Consider the following 16,090-nt stretch of genomic DNA (forward strand, 5'->3'; position numbering starts at 1 on the left):
CTTGGGTTTATGACTCTTGTCTTATAGAAATAGTTGCTCCTCCAAATTGCGTTGTTCCACATGTATCGGAACTTGGAGCCACTCTTCTCCAATCTCTTTAAAAATGGCTGGATCTCCACTGGTAAAAAACAGATGATCATGATCCCCAGATTCGCCAGAACTCCGATGCAATTCCTGAATAGCCATGAGCGTACTTAATTCACGCGCCGTCTCCTCAGCAGAATTGATAAGAAAAATATCGTCTCCCATTGCTTTTCTGATTAAGGGAGCAAGGAGGGGATAGTGGGTACAGCCCAAAATAAGCGTATCAAGTTTTTCATTCTTAAGTGGTGCAAGCGTATCTCTAACCGTTTGCCATGCATCTTCCGTATGAAGTAACCGATTTTCTACTAAAGGTACGAACTCTGGACATGCCAAACTAACCGCATATAAATCTGGATTAATAGCACGCAGCGCTTCTACATATGCTTTTGTCCGAATCGTCATTTCCGTACCAATAATCCCAATTCGTCCTGTACGAGTCGCTGAAATAGCAGCACGTGCCCCAGGTTCTATAACTCCAAGCACTGGTAAATCAAGCCGCTCCTTCGCCTCATGCAAGACAACGGAAGCTGCTGTATTACATGCAATTACCAATGCCTTTAATTCGAACCTGGAGACAAACTGAATCAGCTGATTGGTGAATAAGCGTATCTCTTGCGAATCGCGCGAACCATATGGACATCTTGCATTATCGCCGAAATAAATGATTTTCTCACGAGGAAGCTGCCTCATTACCTCCTTCGCCACGGTTAACCCGCCTACCCCAGAGTCAATTATGCCTATTGCTTTTTTCATACTCATCGTTGTAAAACTCCCTTTTCGGTAGAGAATCGTCTTTATCTCTATCTTCTGTCCTTTACTTTACCATATGCCGCCACATTTACACGTGAACATGACTCCCCTGATGTAAAAAGATGAACCACTGGGCATCCGCCATCATACCCTATACTGCATAGGCAAAAAAGGGGGATACCAAGTGAACGAACACATGCAGCATCTCCTGGATTGGAGTGAATGGGGGCGACAGTGGATTGAATATCTGCGTCAAAACCCGCGAAGCTCGGAAAAAAAGCGGGAGTTGCACAAATTCTATGTAGCCTTTAGTGAAGTAGGTAGAAAAGCAGCTTACTATCTAGAAAAACCAAATCGCGAACCTGAAAAAGTTCATCTTACCCATCAAGCTGAAGAAATCCAGTCCAATTTTCACGAGCTGTTACGCGAAGTTCAAAAGCTCCATAAAGAGCAGCCGACTCCTTCCGTTCAAACCATCCGTAATACAGTTCCTGTAATGGCTGAAGCTCGCTACGTAAATCATTCTAACGCTGTTCCTATCGGTGGGCATCGTCTGCCTCCGTTACCATACGATTACAGCGCACTTGAACCATACATTGATGCAGAAACGATGCGTATCCATCATGACAAGCTACACAGAAATTATGTAAACGGCTTGAATAAAGCTGAAAAAATGATGGCTGAAGCTCGCCAGACCGGTAATTTTGATCTGATTAAGTTTTGGGAAAAGGAGGCTGCCTTTAACGGAGCAGGCCACTATCTTCATACGATTTTCTGGTTCATTATGAAGCCGAATGGCGGTGGAGAGCCTTCCGGGGAGCTAGCTGAACAAATCAATCGCTACTTCGGCTCCTTCGAAAAAATGAAAGAGCATTTCTCCCAAGCCGCAGAAAAAGTAGAAGGTGGCGGATGGGCGATCCTTGTTTGGTCCCCACGTGCCCATCATTTAGAAATATTGCAAGCGGAAAAACACCAAAATTTATCCCAGTGGGATGTCGTGCCCCTACTCGTACTAGATGTGTGGGAGCACGCTTACTTCCTTTCCTACCGTTCTCAACGTGCCGATTATATCAAAGCTTGGTGGAACCTCGTCAATTGGGATGAGGTGGAAAAACGTTACTTATGTGCTAGTCAGCTAAAATGGAAGCCATTTTAATTACTTTAGGAAAGAAGGGATGTCCTACTAAAAACCCCCCTTCTTTCCCCTTTTTATTGATTCAACTGGGATTTTTTTGGCTATACTGGATATAGAATTAGGGAACAAAGAGAGTTTTTTCCTGATTCTCTGAAAAAAAAGCTTATTTTTTCGATATTTACGTGCTTTTATCTATTCTAATTTAAGATTCTTTGGTATTATGAGTAGTAGTTTTTTAAAGAAAAGAGGTTAGAAAAATGAACAAAACAGAACTAATTGCAAAAGTAGCTGAAACAGCAGAATTGACTAAAAAAGACGCTGGACAAGTAGTAGACGCAGTATTCAGTGCAATCACTGGCGCTCTACAAGAAGGCGACAAAGTGCAACTAATGGGCTTTGGTACTTTCGAAGTACGTGAGCGTGCTGCTCGTAAAGGCCGCAACCCTCAATCTGGTGAAGAAATTGAAATCCCAGCAAGCAAACTGCCAGCTTTCAAAGCAGGTAAAGAATTGAAAGAAGCTGTTAAGTAGTTTTCGTCCCTACATAGAGGACAAAAAAAGGCTAGCATCTCAACCTTAAACGGTTAGAATGCTAGCCTTTTTAATTATTAATTATTCATTGTTAATTGTTAATTATTCAGTGCTACAATCTCAAAATGCTCCACGACAGGAAATGGGTCATAGAAGTGATGTAAGAGCTGTTTCCACTCCTGATACCCATCTGATCCCCTAAATCCGACGGTATGATCCTCAAGTGTCTCCCAATGCACAAGCAAAAGATATTTCCCCTGTGCCTCCATACACCGATTTAAGCTATGCCACATATATCCCTTCATGGATGAGATGATAGTAGATGCTTGACGAAAGGTTTGTTCAAATGCTTCTTCTTTTCCTGGTAGTACCTGTAGCATGGCTGCTTCTACGATCATGATTAGACCTCTCCTATTTGTTATTTTATAGTAAAGCTGAATATATTTTCGTTTATAAATAAAGTATACAGGCTTAATTGTCATTCCCAATTAACATATCAAAAATTATATGTTCAAACCTGATCTAGAATTACGAAGTCCCAATTTGAGATTAGCACCGGACAAAAGGGAGTCACCTCCAAATTTATGAAACGTATGACTTAGTCTTACAGACAGTCAAGTATAAGTGTTCACTATTATTCTCCTGAACCCGCTTTTGGTATCGTAAACCTAATTTTTTGGTTTGTAGGAATCGGCCCATAGTATCGGCGTATGGAAATCTCATATTCTTCCTGTTCAGGAGCCATGATTTTCAACTCATATTTTTTTGGATACTGCTCCTGTGTCTTAGTCTTATCCTTCAACCAGATATTTGGTGAATATAGACCTAGATCGGGACTCCAGAGCACTGGTACTCTCTCACTATATTTGGTGTCATACAACTCTCTTAGCTCCATACCCGTCATCTGGAGCATCTCTGTATCATCTGTCCGGATATCGACACCATTCTTGCTCAACGTCTCTTCCATATCCGCCTGTTGCAGTTTCAGATAATATTGTGCACCTCGAATGTAATAACCCTTTCCTGTTTCATCAGTTACCTTCACATTATCTGGAGCTTTCGATCCACCATGAGGAGGTGCTAGATAAATTCTGCCACCCCCCTCTATACGGGTTTCCACATTCATAAGCATGCGAGTGTAGCTTGCGCAGGTTGTGAGCCTGAAGCTGCTACATTCCCAGTCCAGAGCGGAACTGCTGTCAGTGTTACAGCTGAAATAGCCAGAATGGATAAAGCTTGTTGATACGTTTTTTTCATACTTGTTTCCTCCCAGTGATTTTTGCTTTTACGCTTCTTAGATGCTGGAAGGAGAGAAATGGTTTTCGTGATGGCACAAATAATTTGAGAACTTCTCGGTGCAAAACAAAAAAGGATTTACTTCCGCATGGAAATAAACCCTTAGGTTAAACAAATCCTTATCTAGCCAACTTATTTTGAAAAGCTTCTATCGAGCGTGGAGGCTCTTCATACCCTCTTTTTACAACTGTCCTTTCATCTCCATCGTTCCCTCTCTTACTCGTTTCCTGAGCGTTTTGGACAATCTCCCATACCTCATAAATCAATGGGACTCCTAGTTTCATCTGATGTAACAACTCTTTTTGCTGAAATACCTCATCAGGTGATCCTTGCAACACAACTCTTCCCTGGTGCATTACAATTATCCAATCCGCCCAGCCATATGCAAGATCAAGATCATGGGTTGCAAGCATAATAGATGTTCCTTGTTGCCAGATGGCCTCAAGCTGATCCAGCAATATGTCAACGTGATATCGATCCAGATAGGCAGTTGGTTCATCGAGAAGTAATACTTCCGGTTTAAGTGCCATGACTCCGGCCAATGTGACTAGTTTTTTTTGTCCCAGGCTTAGCTGATGAAGGGGTTTATCTAGTAAAGAGGTCAGGCCAAATTGCTCAGCTATCTCTGCCACTACTTTTCTTGTCATATCATCTGTTAACCCTTTATTGCAAAGTCCATAAGATAAGTCCTCTGCCACTGTTGCGGCTAGTAGCTGATGTTCCGGGTCTTGCATGACAAGCCCCACCTTCTGTCGCAACTCTCGTAAACATTTCCTGTCATATCGATACGGTTCTTCCTTATAAAAGAGTTGACCATGCGTTGGTTTATAAATACCCGTGCCATGAAGGAACAAGGTAGATTTACCTGAACCATTATGACCTATTAGAGCTGTTCTCATCTGTGCTGGGATCATCAATGAGACGTCCTGGAGGGCGCATCCCTTACTCTCTTCATAGATGTAACTTACTTGTTCAAATCGCATAATAGGATTTATCTTCATGTGGGAGATGCACCTTCCTTTTTCTCGATCTTACATCATCAACGAGAAAACAGTTAGTAATACAGCAATCACCATTCCACAAACCGCTTCCAGCAAATAACGGCGGGATTTCATAGATTGTTCCATGCTGATCACACGTAACTGCCCGTCATACCCCCGACACTGAAGTCCGATGTTCATTTGCTGATAACGCCTCATACTTTTCTGAAACAGCATAGCTACTAGGCGTCCCGTATCCTTAACTCGTGCAGCCATGTTCCCATGACCGCCTCTCATTTTTTGAGCAATCCAGACTTCTCTCGCAGTAGCAAACAAGATAAATAAAAAACGGTACATAAGCATCATCAGATCCAGAATGATTTCTGGTATATGCCACTTGCGTAGAACTTGAATAATCTGATGAATAGGTGTAGTTAACAAGAGAAAAGCCATACAAACCGTTGCAGCTAATGTTCTGCTAAGGAGTTGGCTGACAAGTATTGCATTTTTGGAATCGAAGTAGACTCGATAGCCCATTGTATCGATCAACGTCCAGCCTCTTGATACCGCTTTGATTAAACCGTCTTGTTTGTACCATTCTATTTCAAGCATAAGGGCAGGCAGACTTGCTACGAAAAAAAGAAGAGAAGCACCAGTAAGATACAGGTAAAAACGAAGTGGAACTTTGGCATAGTAGAGAATCCAGAGGCTCATCCAGATAAAAATGAGCCACTGGACTCTCATAGTAACGAATAAGACAGTGATAAGCATGCCGATCCCAAACATTACTTTAAACTGAGGAGACAAGAAACGTAAGGCGTTTTGATGAGCTACAGAATCAATGCGGCTAATCATCTTTTTCCTTCATGTGGTTTTCTTCTCCCTTTAAATACGCCGATTGCATAGCCAATAACGCCTGCCCCAAGCGCTGCCTGCAGTGCAAATAACAAGCTCTCCGTTTCCGAACCAGGGGCCTCCATTAGTGGTTCAAACCAAGGCTCGTAATCAGGGGCAAGCTCTACAATCGCTTCCTCAGCCAACCCATCTGCCCCTCCAAATTCAGAGTCCTGAATCATTACAAGCGGAATAATGGCAATAAGAGCGACGAGCGCAAGCAAGAAGATGTTTTTCCATTTTTTTATAAAGTTCATTGGTTAACTCCCTTCCGAAGAGCAACCAGTTGACTCATCTCTTCACGGTTGTACGTTTGGAGCCAGTTCCAAATGATGACGGTTAATAAACCTTCACAAATGGCCAATGGAACTTGTGTTACTGCAAAAATAGTACCGAATTTTGCAAAGGCCGCTACAATTCCACCCATCGTAGCTGGAAAAGCAATCGCCAATTGCAAGGATGTTGTGAGATAGGTAGCTAAATCAGCCAAAGCAGCAGCAAAAAACACAGCAATGCCTTGACCTGCTCCCATGCCGATACTTGCTCGGTAGACACCATAAGCAACAAATGGTCCTACTACCGCCATAGAAAATGCATTTGCACCGAGTGTGGTCAAGCCTCCATGAGCTAATAATACCGCCTGAAAAACCAGAACGAGACAACCTAGCACACTCATGATCTGTGGTCCAAACATAACGGCACCTAATCCCGTTCCAGTTGGATGGGAACTACTACCAGTGACGGATGGAATTTTGAGGGCAGATAATACAAAACTAAACGCCCCACATACAGCAATTAATAACTTTACCTCAGGGTTTTCTCTCGTGATTCGCACCAATGAACGTAATCCCCAGATAAAAAACGGCATAAAGAGAACCCACCAAAAAATCGCCCATTCTACAGGTAAAAATCCTTCAGCAATATGCATCGCATATGTTGTTTGCTCTGATGTCAGCATAAAGTAGACCCCAAACAGGGGAAGAAGCCATACTAGCTTGCTTCTTTTTAAAAACCCTATTCTCATGCTCTCCCACCCTTTACGAATGACTATTTTGTTAGACCAAGCATTTTTTCCAGTTGTACCATGTCAAGATATTTCTCCACGTGGTCACCCAATTGTTCGTATGCTCGCTCTCGTCTCATCTCTTCTGTCAGTACATCTTCTGTTAAGAGCGGCAACCCTTTTTCTTTTCGCAACAAATTAATCAGTTGTCTTGTAAGGAGGCGATTATGAAGAATACCATGCAGATACGTCCCAATAACCCTACCATCTAATGAAACAGCCCCATCTGATTTGTCTGATGAAAGCTGTATAAATGGTTTTGCATCTGACCTGGTCAATCTTGTTTCACCAAGATGAATTTCGTAACCTGATACCTCATGAAATGCTGTAGTTGTTTCGCCAGATTGCCCATCATCTTCATTTAACTGTAAGAGAGAGTGATAAAAATGATGTTCCTGATTCATAACACCCTCAACACGGACGGTTGTTTTCACTGAACAAAATGTTGTTTCAACGGGTAACAAGCCAAGTCCTGACAAAGAATCTTGTTTCTTTAAACCCTCAATTCCATCGGGATCAAGTAGCTTTTCCCCAAGCATTTGAAAGCCACCACAGATGCCTAGAATCCTAGCGCCTCTTTGATGTAGCTTAGCAATAGCGTCAGCAAACCCTTCTTGCTGAAGCCACTCAAGATCCTCTACAGTGTTTTTGGTTCCTGGAATGATCACTAAATCAGGATCTTGTAACTCTCCTACATGTCCCACATAGCGAACCCCTGTATCTGGTTCCTCAAATAACGGATCAAAGTCAGTAAAATTAGAAATACGAGGGAGTTTGATTATAGCAATATCTATCGGGAATTCATTCGTCTTTGGACGTTTGAACCGAAGTGATGAAAGTGCTAAAGAGTCCTCTGCTTCAATTTCCACTTCCATATAGGGAAGAACAGCTAAAACAGGTAAACCTGTCTTCTCTTCCAGCCAGGTAAGCCCATCATCCAACAAGTCACGTCTACCACGAAATTTATTAATAATGAAGCCTTTTACACGTGCACGCTCATCGTCATCTAATAAAGCGAGGGTACCAACGATGGAAGCAAATACGCCTCCCCGATCAATGTCTGCCACAAGTACCACATCTGCATCAGCAAGGTGCGCCATCCGCATATTGGCAATGTCACGATCCTTCAGATTAATTTCAGCAGGGCTTCCCGCACCTTCCAGCACAATAACCTCGTACTCCTGCTGTAATCTACCTAATGCTTCTGCAACAATCGGCATCGCATTCTCGACATAATTATTACGGTAATCCATCCCATCCATGTCCGCGTAGGTTCTCCCATGAACGATTACTTCTGCCACCATATCCTGCTTTGGTTTAAGCAGGATGGGATTCATGTCGGTGGTCGCAGTGATTCGCGCCGCTTCTGCCTGAACGCCTTGAGCGCGTCCAATCTCCTTCCCATCTTGCGTGACGTAGGAGTTAAGTGCCATGTTTTGAGATTTAAATGGCGCCACTTTATATCCGCGGTTTACAAACATGCGGCATAGTGCCGTACAGATCAAGCTTTTCCCTACATCTGATGAAGTTCCCTGGATCATAATCGCTTTCGCTTTTGTCGAGCCATGATGTTGGTTATGCTGATCCATTAAAATTCCAGTCCTTTCACCGCATCGATGCCATCATTGTAATAATGCTTCGTTGCTTCAATTGTAGATACCAGATCAGCCAGTTCAATTAATTCTTTTCTAGCGCTTCGACCTGTTACCACGAGATGCATTGAAGAAGGACGATTACGAATTGCTTCCACAATCTCTGATAGTGGTAATACATCATCAATTGGGAATGAAGTGATGGCAAGCGCATTATTTAATTCATCAAGCACCAAGAGATCAATGCTTGGATCACTTAACTTTTCTTTTGTAATCTCCCATGCCCTGCGTAATGCTTCCCTGTGTTCTTCTGGAGTTTTCGTCCACGTAAAACCGATACCTAGTTGTTTTAATTCCACCCCTAGTTTTTTCATAGCGAGTGCTTCACCGTAGGATCGTTTGGGGGATTTGATATACTGCAAATACTCAACCTTCATCCCTCTCCCAACAGCACGAAGCGTAACACCTAACGATGCTGTGGTTTTACCTTTTCCATCCCCTGTATAAATCAGGAAAAGACCTCTTCTGCCTACTTTTTCTCGCTGCTCATTACCCTCTTGTTGACTTAGATTGATATCCTGATTCATGGACCTTCCTCCTATGTGACTTGTCGTTTACGTTGTCGACAAGAGTCTAACCACTTTTCTACCATCCGAGGATTGGAGGCAAAATGTAAGTGAGTATAACCTGCAAGAAGATTTCCTTTCGCATATCCTTCCTTTTTGGTACCGCGCAAGCCTTTTACCTCATAGGCATGATCAGCGATTGGATCTTCTATAAGCTTGGAATAGTGAAATTCATGACCTCTAGCCTTATCACCAGCTTCGAGCAAAATAGAATTTTGAAGGGATAAAGCTTCCCTGTACCCGAGAGCCGCCAGTTTCTCTGTCATTTGCACGTGGTAGGGAATGACCCCTACCATTTCATGCTGTTCACCTGCTCTATCCGTTATACTCTGACTAAGATACATGTATCCTCCACATTCTGCAAATGTAGGTAGGCCATCTGTGATGCGTTGTTTCAGTCGGAGATTGGTTTCCTTCCACTCTGAAAGCTCCTTAGCAAACTCCTCAGGAAACCCTCCACCGATGTAAAGCCCATCAGCGTGCTCGGGAGGCAATTCTCCTTTTAGAGGGCTAAACATATGTAGTTTCGCTCCATAAGCCTTGAGTAGCTCCAGATTTTCTGGATAGTAAAAATTAAAAGCTGCATCTTTTGCAACCGCTATGGTAACAGTCTCTTTCCCCTTGCTACCATTATTTTGCTCTATAGCGATATCTGTAAATAGTCCACTCTCCGGTTTTTCAAGGATAGGTGCTGCTTCTGCAATTTGAACCAATTGATCCAGATCAATCGTTTTTTCCACTCGATCTGCTAATTGTCCGAACCACGGCTCCATTTCACCTCGTTCGATGGCTGGTACTAAACCAAGATGACGCTCCGGTAACGTTATGGTGCTGTCATGTGGCAAATAACCAATAACAGGTACATGACACATTTGCTCGATTGCTGCCTTCACCAGCTTGAAATGATTCTCACTGCCACAGCGATTCGCGATAACCCCTGCAATGTTAACGGAAGAATCCAGTAACTGAAATCCTTTTACGATCGCTGCTGCACTACGAGCCATAGCCTTGACATCTACAATCAAAATGACAGGCGCTTGTAAAGACATGCTGATTTCTGCTGTACTTCCTTTATTACTGAGGGGGTCTTTTCCATCGTAAAATCCCATAACCCCTTCGATCAAGCTAATGTCTGACTCTATACTACCGCGCCAGAAAACCTCCTGCATCGCACTCTCTGTCATCATCCAGGTATCCAGATTGCGAGATACTCGTCCTGTAGCAGCTGTATGATAGGTAGGATCAATATAATCAGGACCTACCTTGAATCCCTGCACCTGCATGCCCCGTCTACGAAGTGCTGCCATTAAACCGATGGTAAGTGTTGTTTTTCCTGCCCCGCTGCTCGTTCCACCAAGGACAAGGCGAGGTCGATTGCTTCTTGCTATCATAGTCGGTCATTCACCCCATCATTTATGATCAATGTCGTTTGTTAGAGCGATCGAAATCGTTACATTACCACTTTTTACTTTTGCAAGTAATGGTTTTGTTACACCTGCTGAGCGTAATGCAGCTGGTTCACTTACTCCGTACGCTCCGGTGTACCGATACACAGTATCAGATTTCTCGGACATTGGCATTTCATTCAACTCTTCTGGGGTATAGGCAACTAGTTCCCAACCATACTTGTTACATACCTCAAGCAGACCCTCTTCATCCTGCTTCAACGTTATTGTGGCTATATTTCGAATGCTTGCTTTTGCCAATTCCTGCTCCATTAGCACCTTATCAATTACGGATTCGATCTCGGTTGCAGAGGTACCACGATTGCAACCAATGCCTAGAACGATTGTTTTTGGACGATAAAGTACACCATTCGTGAGAAAACGTTCTTCCTCCGCCTTGGATAGCAATCGATGCGTTATCAGCAAAACCGCCTTAAAATCCGCTTCCCACGCTTCTTTCATGGATGAATATAGCTGAAAGTGATCAGGAAGCGTTTTGTCAGGATACATCCACCAATTTTTTTCGCCAGATTCTTGAATGATTGCTACTGGCTCTTCATTAACAACACTGGCACTGACTGGTGTTACTTTTTCAAAGCTAGTCAATGTCCAGCCGAACTTACGACCAAGCAGATCGACTGGAATGGTTTTTTGCACGTCTGAAGCAGTCGTTACGACAGCATGTGCATCTATTAAGCGGGAAACCTCTCTTGTTAATTCGTTCGCACCGCCCAAATGACCAGATAATACGCTTATCGCATGCTTACCTCGGTCATCTACAACAACGATACCTGGGTCTAGTTTTTTATCTTGCAAAAGAGGTGCCATCATTCGAACAACTGCGCCTAGCGAGATGAAAAAAATCAAACCGGAATACTGCTTGAAAAAGTCTGGAAACAATAGCCTGACAGAACCGGTAAACATCCTAATATCCAGCTCTTTTTCATCCCCACATGCAAATTTCTCCATATAGTACAAATGGGAAGCTGGTAATAAGCGATGTAGTGTTCTTGCTTTTTCTACCCCATGCTTCGTAATAGCAACAATAGCATACGGCCGTTGATCCTCATTATTTACCAAGCTCTTATGTAGCACTTCTTCGGTTGTGTGGCTGTCTTTAACCGAACCACTCACTCCTTCGTCACTCCTTTTCGGAAACGATGGGTGAAGCTGGCATCGTACAATTTGGAACGATGCATGGAATGATCGTGTAGCTCTGGATCAAGCGCCCACCCTGCCAAAATCATCGCCTGACTGCGAATTCCGTTTGCTGCCATATCACGATCGAGATTCATTAATGTGGTCCGTACAATTTTTTGATCTGGCCAAGAAGCACGTTGGACTACGGCTACAGGCGTTTCTTCGCTCCAGCCTGCTGCCAAAAACTCTTTTACTACCTTTTTCGTTAAAGTAGAACTTAGATATAATGCAATCGTAGAGTGATGACGGGCGAGATCCTGTAGTTGCTCACGTTCTGGTACAGGTGTTCTACCTTCTGCTCGAGTCAAGATCAAGGTTTGGGTCAGATCAGGAACGGTTAACTCCGCTTGAAGCGCTGCCGCAGCAGCAAAAACAGAGCTCACACCAGGAACAATCGTAAAGGGAACTTCAGCCTTTTTTAACAGTACCATCTGTTCGAGAATCGCCCCGTAGACGGAAGGATCACCTGTATGAACACGGGCTACGCTCTTCCCTTCACGTACTTTAGCGATCATGATCTCTACCATCTCATCGAGAGCTAGCCCAGCGCTTTTAATCACTTCTGCCTCTGGTTTTGCTCTGTTAATCAGTTCTTCGTTTACCAATGAATCCGTATACAAGACAACATCTGCCTTTTGTAGAATAGATAGCCCTTTAACTGTAATTAGATCAGGATCTCCAGGTCCCGCCCCAATAATAAAAACCTGATTATCAAGTTGTTGCTCCATCATTGTTCTCCCTTTCTGACAACCATTAGTGTTAAGTACTCCAGTTCTTTTCCTTTTAACTCTCGTACATTTTTCCAAACGGTTTCTTCATGAGAAGTAACCTTGGTAACAACGGAAGCAGTGTGAACCATATCAAGTTCCTCTAAGAGATCTATCATCAGATCCATTACTTTGGCTACCTTGATAAAAATAACGGTATCATGCGAAATCAGCACTTTTCGCATCTCTTCCCGATCATCCGTAGCAGGTATGATACCCACCTGTTCATCTCCGTCAGCTAATGGCATTTCCAGTATGGAAGCTGCACCTAGTACGGAGGAGATACCTGGCACAGTCACTACCTTTACATCAGGATGGTACTGGTTCATCATCCGCGCCATATGGATAAACGTGCTATATAGGTTAGGGTCTCCTTCTGTGACGAAGACCACATCTTTTCCCTCTGCCAGCTTTTCATACACTTGTTCAACGGTTTTCGACCATTGTTTATTTAAGACATTTTCATCCTTGGTCATAGGAAAAATCAGGCCAAGCATCTCTTTGTCCAGCCCTTGCGTGTACTGCTCAACAATCATCAGAGCGTAGCTTTTGCCACCCTTCCGCTTTTTAGGATATGCGATCACATCTGCTTCCTTCATTAAGCGGAATGCCTTCACCGTAATCAGTTCGGGATCACCAGGTCCGATCCCGATTCCATACAAGGTACCCACTGCTACCTTCTCACTTTGAGAGTCCATCAATTCTGTGCTTGTTCCTACTGTCATATTTCATCCTTCTCTCTGTTTAGCTTGCCTGTCACGATAAACACAGGATTTAAGCCTTCTAATCTGGTTAAATGAAGTATTGGTTTACTTCTGGATACCTGCATCATTGTGACAGAGACATCAAAGCCTGCCTCTTTGAAAGATTGCATGGCATCATTCAAATTTTCGATTGTTACAGCATTTATTACGACACGACCACTACTACGAAGTCGTTTCGCTAAAAGCTGTATCAGTTCTCGTAATTCGCCTCCGCTCCCACCTATAAAGACAGCATCGGGGTCTGGGAACTGTTCTAAACCTTCTGGTGCTTTGGCGTGAATCAACGTAATGTCAGTACGGAATTTTTGACAATTGGTTCTCACATTTTCCAGATCAGCTTCGTTTTTTTCTACGGCATACACGGCACCATATGGGGCTAGCTTTGCAGCTTCGATAGCCACCGAGCCTGTTGCTGTACCAATATCCCAGATTATGCTGTCCGGTTGGATGTTCATCTCAGACAAGCTTGCTACCCGAATCTCTCTTTTGGTAATCAATCCTTTATCCGGTTTGCGCTGGGCAAATTCCTCATCGTGGATTCCCAGGGTATATCGTCGAGGTGTAGCATCCGCCCTACGCTTCAGAATCATGATCGATAGCGGATCACATTCGATTTCGCTCAAGTCAGCCAGTGTAAAAAATCTGCATCGCTCTTCTGGATTACCCAATCTTTCTGCGATAAAGGCTTCATACTCATCCATTCCATAAGAGAGCAAATACTTGGCTACCTTGGCTGGGGAATTATCTTTATCTGTTAAAAGCGCTACTTTCTGTTTACCGTCTATTCGTTGTGCCAATCCTAGCATGGGTCTCCCATGAACACTGTCGATATGGACGTCCTGCCATGCCTCCTTCATTCGGCTAAACGCTAGCTGAATGCTGCTCAAATGAGGAATGATTTCTACGAATTCTTTTCCTAACTTACGGCATAACAGCCCTCCAATCCCGTAAAACAAGGGATCTCCTGAAGCAAGTACCACCACACTTTTTCCAGCCTGAATTGCCTTTTTAATATCTTCAACGAGAGCCGCAACACCATTTTTTATCGTTACACGCTCACAAGTTAATTCTGGGAAAAAAGAGAGATGACGTTCGCCACCTACAAGAAGTTGAGCCTGATTAATCCTGTCCAAGGCCTGTGGAAAAATACCCGCAGCACCCTCATCCCCGATCCCGATAATCGTTACCTGTGTCATCTATTTCACCTCGTCCCAACAGATCACCTTTTAACGTGATCAGCACCGTTTCAACCTTCATTTCGCCACCCGCATGCTTGTTAATCTCTTCAGAACATTTGGTTGCAAGCAGGTCAAAAAACTGGTGTAGTCCTGCCTCACTCATCAATTCACCAGCCTGTGTAGCTGTATTACAGCCACGTACTTCTTCCTTCAGCTCTTCTGAAGCACCTGCTTGCTCAGCAAGATCAGCCAAAAAATTAAAATCTATCGAGGCTGATTTAGAATGAACCATCATTACGCCCTGGGCAACCTTAGAGAGTTTACCCATCATACCCACAAGCACTACATGACGGATGCCTTGTCTTTTTATTAATACGGCACTAAATCCAACGAATTCGCCCATTTGGATAAAGGCTTCCTCTCGCCAATCTGGAAATAGTTCCATTGCACTTTTTTCACTGCGGCCCCCTGTTGTAATCGCGACCGATTGACATTGTGTTGCACCAGCAACCTTAATATACTGGGCAACGGATGCCTTCCAGGCTGCAGTGGAAAAAGGAACAACCCTCCCTCTTGTCCCCAGAATAGAGATACCGCCCACAATACCAAGTCGGAAGTTCAAGGTTTTTTTGGCGATCTCCTCTCCATCCGGAACAGAGATGATTATCTCCACTCCCTGGTCCTCCAGTTTATAGTCAGATAATACCTCAAGAGCAACGCCAGTTATCATTTTTCGCGGAACGGGATTAATCGCAGCTTCACCTACTTTTACGGGAAGACCAGGTTTTGTTACCCTTCCAACCCCAATTCCGCCATCTAGCAGGATGCCTTCTTTTCCATTCCAACTTACCCGGGATAGAATCAACGCCTTGTGTGTTGCATCCGGGTCATCTCCGCCATCCTTAATAACTCCAGTCTCTACCCAGTTTTCTCCTCTTTCCTGAGAAACCATTTGAAACGTCACTCTCTCCCCATTAGGCAGAAGAATCTCCACCTCGTTCACTGGTTCTCCAGTAATCAGAGCAAGGAGAGACGCTTTGGTAGCTGCAGTAGCGTTGGAACCTGTTGTGTAGCCATGCCGCAGCGGTTTACTTTCCGGAACCGCTATTTCTTCCGTGCTCATTTTTGTCCGCCTCTTTCAACTGCAAGAAGGGAAAGTGCATTAACAGCTGCAACCGCTACTGGACTGCCGCCTTTTCGATCTAGGTTCGTAATAAACGGAATATCTAGCTTAGCCAATTCTTCCTTCGATTCAGCTGCAGAAACAAAGCCAACTGGTACACCAATGATCAGAGATGGCTTTGCGATACCTTCCTTAACCAATCGAATCAGTTCCAAGAGTGCAGTTGGAGCATTTCCGATCGCATAGATTCCACCTTTTACTTCTTTTACGGCTTTACGAATGGAGATAATGGCTCTTGTTGTGTTCTCTGCCTTTGCCTGCTCCATCACATCCTGATCGGAAATATAAACCCGCACATCGCCCCCATAAGCTGCAAGACGAGGCTTACTAATGCCTACCTGTACCATCTGGACATCAGCAACGATTGGTTCTCCTGCCAAAATAGCGGAAATACCTGCTGTAATTGCATCTGGATGAAACACAAGGCTGCGTCCCAACTCAAAATCTGCCGTGGCATGAATGATTCGCTGAACAATCGGATACTGCTCCTCGGTAAAGGAGTGTTCACCCAGTTCCTCCGTGATCATTTCAAAGCTTTTGGATTCAATTTCCTGTGGCTGTATAGTAAGTGGTATAAATTCGGTATGAAAATTCGACGACATA

The 16,090-nt window shown here is 43.8% G+C and carries 19 protein-coding genes; 2 read left to right on the plus strand and 17 right to left on the minus strand.

Going from position 1 to position 16,090, the window contains the following annotated elements:
- Positions 1–21: 21 nt before the first annotated feature.
- Positions 22–843 (minus strand): glutamate racemase, encoded by an 822-nt coding sequence (racE, locus tag LM917_RS01625; RefSeq protein WP_232695648.1) that lies wholly within the window; start codon positions 841–843, stop codon positions 22–24.
- A gap of 175 nt (positions 844–1,018) precedes the next feature.
- On the opposite strand from racE, the gene LM917_RS01630 reads away from it, so the two are divergent.
- Positions 1,019–1,990 carry a superoxide dismutase gene (locus LM917_RS01630; protein WP_232695649.1) on the plus strand — a complete coding sequence of 324 codons (972 nt, stop codon included), beginning with the start codon at positions 1,019–1,021 and terminating at the stop codon, positions 1,988–1,990.
- A gap of 236 nt (positions 1,991–2,226) precedes the next feature.
- Positions 2,227–2,499 (plus strand): non-specific DNA-binding protein Hbs, encoded by a 273-nt coding sequence (gene hbs, locus LM917_RS01635; protein WP_232695650.1) that lies wholly within the window; start codon positions 2,227–2,229, stop codon positions 2,497–2,499.
- 98 nt (positions 2,500–2,597) lie between these two features.
- On the opposite strand, the gene LM917_RS01640 is transcribed toward hbs, so the two are convergent.
- The 16 genes from LM917_RS01640 to LM917_RS01710 all read right to left on the minus strand — a co-directional run bounded on the left by LM917_RS01640 (position 2,598) and on the right by LM917_RS01710 (position 16,089).
- Complete coding sequence (locus LM917_RS01640; RefSeq protein ID WP_232695651.1) at positions 2,598–2,897, minus strand: antibiotic biosynthesis monooxygenase family protein; 300 nt, start codon at positions 2,895–2,897, stop codon at positions 2,598–2,600.
- Positions 2,898–3,133: 236 nt separating this feature from the next.
- Positions 3,134–3,619, minus strand: a complete 486-nt coding sequence (locus LM917_RS01645; RefSeq protein WP_232695652.1) for a hypothetical protein — start codon at positions 3,617–3,619, stop codon at positions 3,134–3,136.
- Positions 3,620–3,621: 2 nt separating this feature from the next.
- Positions 3,622–3,756 carry a hypothetical protein gene (locus LM917_RS24345; protein WP_255667863.1) on the minus strand — a complete coding sequence of 45 codons (135 nt, stop codon included), beginning with the start codon at positions 3,754–3,756 and terminating at the stop codon, positions 3,622–3,624.
- Between the two features lie 158 nt (positions 3,757–3,914).
- On the minus strand, positions 3,915–4,796 hold the full coding sequence (locus LM917_RS01650) for an energy-coupling factor ABC transporter ATP-binding protein (protein ID WP_232695653.1): 882 nt from the start codon (positions 4,794–4,796) through the stop codon (positions 3,915–3,917).
- Positions 4,797–4,826: 30 nt separating this feature from the next.
- Positions 4,827–5,630, minus strand: coding sequence for a cobalt ECF transporter T component CbiQ (gene cbiQ, locus LM917_RS01655; protein ID WP_232695654.1), 804 nt, complete (start codon positions 5,628–5,630; stop codon positions 4,827–4,829).
- Positions 5,627–5,926: an energy-coupling factor ABC transporter substrate-binding protein gene (locus LM917_RS01660; RefSeq protein ID WP_232695655.1), complete on the minus strand. Its 300-nt coding sequence runs from the start codon at positions 5,924–5,926 to the stop codon at positions 5,627–5,629. The genes cbiQ and LM917_RS01660 overlap by 4 nt, the downstream gene beginning before the upstream one ends.
- Entirely contained in the window at positions 5,923–6,693 is a 771-nt protein-coding gene (locus LM917_RS01665; protein ID WP_232695656.1) for an energy-coupling factor ABC transporter permease, read from the minus strand. Before LM917_RS01665 ends, LM917_RS01660 begins: the two co-directional genes overlap by 4 nt.
- 23 nt (positions 6,694–6,716) lie before the next feature.
- Complete coding sequence (locus LM917_RS01670; RefSeq protein ID WP_232695657.1) at positions 6,717–8,321, minus strand: cobyric acid synthase; 1,605 nt, start codon at positions 8,319–8,321, stop codon at positions 6,717–6,719.
- Positions 8,321–8,911 (minus strand): cob(I)yrinic acid a,c-diamide adenosyltransferase, encoded by a 591-nt coding sequence (locus LM917_RS01675; protein WP_232695658.1) that lies wholly within the window; start codon positions 8,909–8,911, stop codon positions 8,321–8,323. Before LM917_RS01675 ends, LM917_RS01670 begins: the two co-directional genes overlap by 1 nt.
- 11 nt (positions 8,912–8,922) lie before the next feature.
- Positions 8,923–10,341, minus strand: coding sequence for a cobyrinic acid a,c-diamide synthase CobB (locus LM917_RS01680; RefSeq protein WP_232695659.1), 1,419 nt, complete (start codon positions 10,339–10,341; stop codon positions 8,923–8,925).
- Positions 10,342–10,359: 18 nt separating this feature from the next.
- Positions 10,360–11,475 carry a cobalt-precorrin 5A hydrolase gene (locus tag LM917_RS01685; protein WP_255667889.1) on the minus strand — a complete coding sequence of 372 codons (1,116 nt, stop codon included), beginning with the start codon at positions 11,473–11,475 and terminating at the stop codon, positions 10,360–10,362.
- 50 nt (positions 11,476–11,525) lie between these two features.
- The gene (gene cobM / locus LM917_RS01690; RefSeq protein WP_232695660.1) at positions 11,526–12,323 is read right to left on the minus strand and encodes a precorrin-4 C(11)-methyltransferase; all 798 of its coding nucleotides are present in this window, start codon (positions 12,321–12,323) and stop codon (positions 11,526–11,528) included.
- Positions 12,323–13,087, minus strand: a complete 765-nt coding sequence (cobI, locus tag LM917_RS01695; RefSeq protein WP_232695662.1) for a precorrin-2 C(20)-methyltransferase — start codon at positions 13,085–13,087, stop codon at positions 12,323–12,325. The genes cobM and cobI overlap by 1 nt, the downstream gene beginning before the upstream one ends.
- Positions 13,084–14,322 carry a precorrin-6y C5,15-methyltransferase (decarboxylating) subunit CbiE gene (cbiE, locus tag LM917_RS01700; RefSeq protein WP_232695663.1) on the minus strand — a complete coding sequence of 413 codons (1,239 nt, stop codon included), beginning with the start codon at positions 14,320–14,322 and terminating at the stop codon, positions 13,084–13,086. Before cbiE ends, cobI begins: the two co-directional genes overlap by 4 nt.
- Positions 14,288–15,427, minus strand: coding sequence for a cobalt-precorrin-5B (C(1))-methyltransferase (locus LM917_RS01705; protein WP_232695665.1), 1,140 nt, complete (start codon positions 15,425–15,427; stop codon positions 14,288–14,290). Before LM917_RS01705 ends, cbiE begins: the two co-directional genes overlap by 35 nt.
- Entirely contained in the window at positions 15,424–16,089 is a 666-nt protein-coding gene (locus LM917_RS01710; RefSeq protein ID WP_232695666.1) for a precorrin-8X methylmutase, read from the minus strand. Before LM917_RS01710 ends, LM917_RS01705 begins: the two co-directional genes overlap by 4 nt.
- Position 16,090 lies beyond the last annotated feature (1 nt).

The organism is Brevibacillus daliensis, from assembly GCF_021245735.1.
In the GTDB taxonomy this organism is placed as follows: domain Bacteria; phylum Bacillota; class Bacilli; order Brevibacillales; family Brevibacillaceae; genus Brevibacillus_B; species Brevibacillus_B daliensis.

What these genes read in the sequence shown, in the direction of transcription:
- LM917_RS01710 (WP_232695666.1), bottom strand. Translation starts at nt 16,089, where the DNA reads ATGTCGTCGAATTTTCATACCGAATTTATACCACTTACTATACAGCCA.
- LM917_RS01675 (WP_232695658.1), bottom strand. Translation starts at nt 8,911, where the DNA reads ATGAATCAGGATATCAATCTAAGTCAACAAGAGGGTAATGAGCAGCGA.
- LM917_RS01670 (WP_232695657.1), bottom strand. Translation starts at nt 8,321, where the DNA reads ATGGATCAGCATAACCAACATCATGGCTCGACAAAAGCGAAAGCGATT.
- cbiE (WP_232695663.1), bottom strand. Translation starts at nt 14,322, where the DNA reads ATGACACAGGTAACGATTATCGGGATCGGGGATGAGGGTGCTGCGGGT.
- cobI (WP_232695662.1), bottom strand. Translation starts at nt 13,087, where the DNA reads ATGACAGTAGGAACAAGCACAGAATTGATGGACTCTCAAAGTGAGAAG.
- cobM (WP_232695660.1), bottom strand. Translation starts at nt 12,323, where the DNA reads ATGGAGCAACAACTTGATAATCAGGTTTTTATTATTGGGGCGGGACCT.
- LM917_RS01705 (WP_232695665.1), bottom strand. Translation starts at nt 15,427, where the DNA reads ATGAGCACGGAAGAAATAGCGGTTCCGGAAAGTAAACCGCTGCGGCAT.
- LM917_RS01665 (WP_232695656.1), bottom strand. Translation starts at nt 6,693, where the DNA reads ATGAGAATAGGGTTTTTAAAAAGAAGCAAGCTAGTATGGCTTCTTCCC.
- LM917_RS01640 (WP_232695651.1), bottom strand. Translation starts at nt 2,897, where the DNA reads ATGATCGTAGAAGCAGCCATGCTACAGGTACTACCAGGAAAAGAAGAA.
- racE (WP_232695648.1), bottom strand. Translation starts at nt 843, where the DNA reads ATGAGTATGAAAAAAGCAATAGGCATAATTGACTCTGGGGTAGGCGGG.
- LM917_RS24345 (WP_255667863.1), bottom strand. Translation starts at nt 3,756, where the DNA reads ATGAAAAAAACGTATCAACAAGCTTTATCCATTCTGGCTATTTCAGCT.
- cbiQ (WP_232695654.1), bottom strand. Translation starts at nt 5,630, where the DNA reads ATGATTAGCCGCATTGATTCTGTAGCTCATCAAAACGCCTTACGTTTC.
- LM917_RS01680 (WP_232695659.1), bottom strand. Translation starts at nt 10,341, where the DNA reads ATGATAGCAAGAAGCAATCGACCTCGCCTTGTCCTTGGTGGAACGAGC.
- LM917_RS01650 (WP_232695653.1), bottom strand. Translation starts at nt 4,796, where the DNA reads ATGAAGATAAATCCTATTATGCGATTTGAACAAGTAAGTTACATCTAT.
- hbs (WP_232695650.1), top strand. Translation starts at nt 2,227, where the DNA reads ATGAACAAAACAGAACTAATTGCAAAAGTAGCTGAAACAGCAGAATTG.
- LM917_RS01660 (WP_232695655.1), bottom strand. Translation starts at nt 5,926, where the DNA reads ATGAACTTTATAAAAAAATGGAAAAACATCTTCTTGCTTGCGCTCGTC.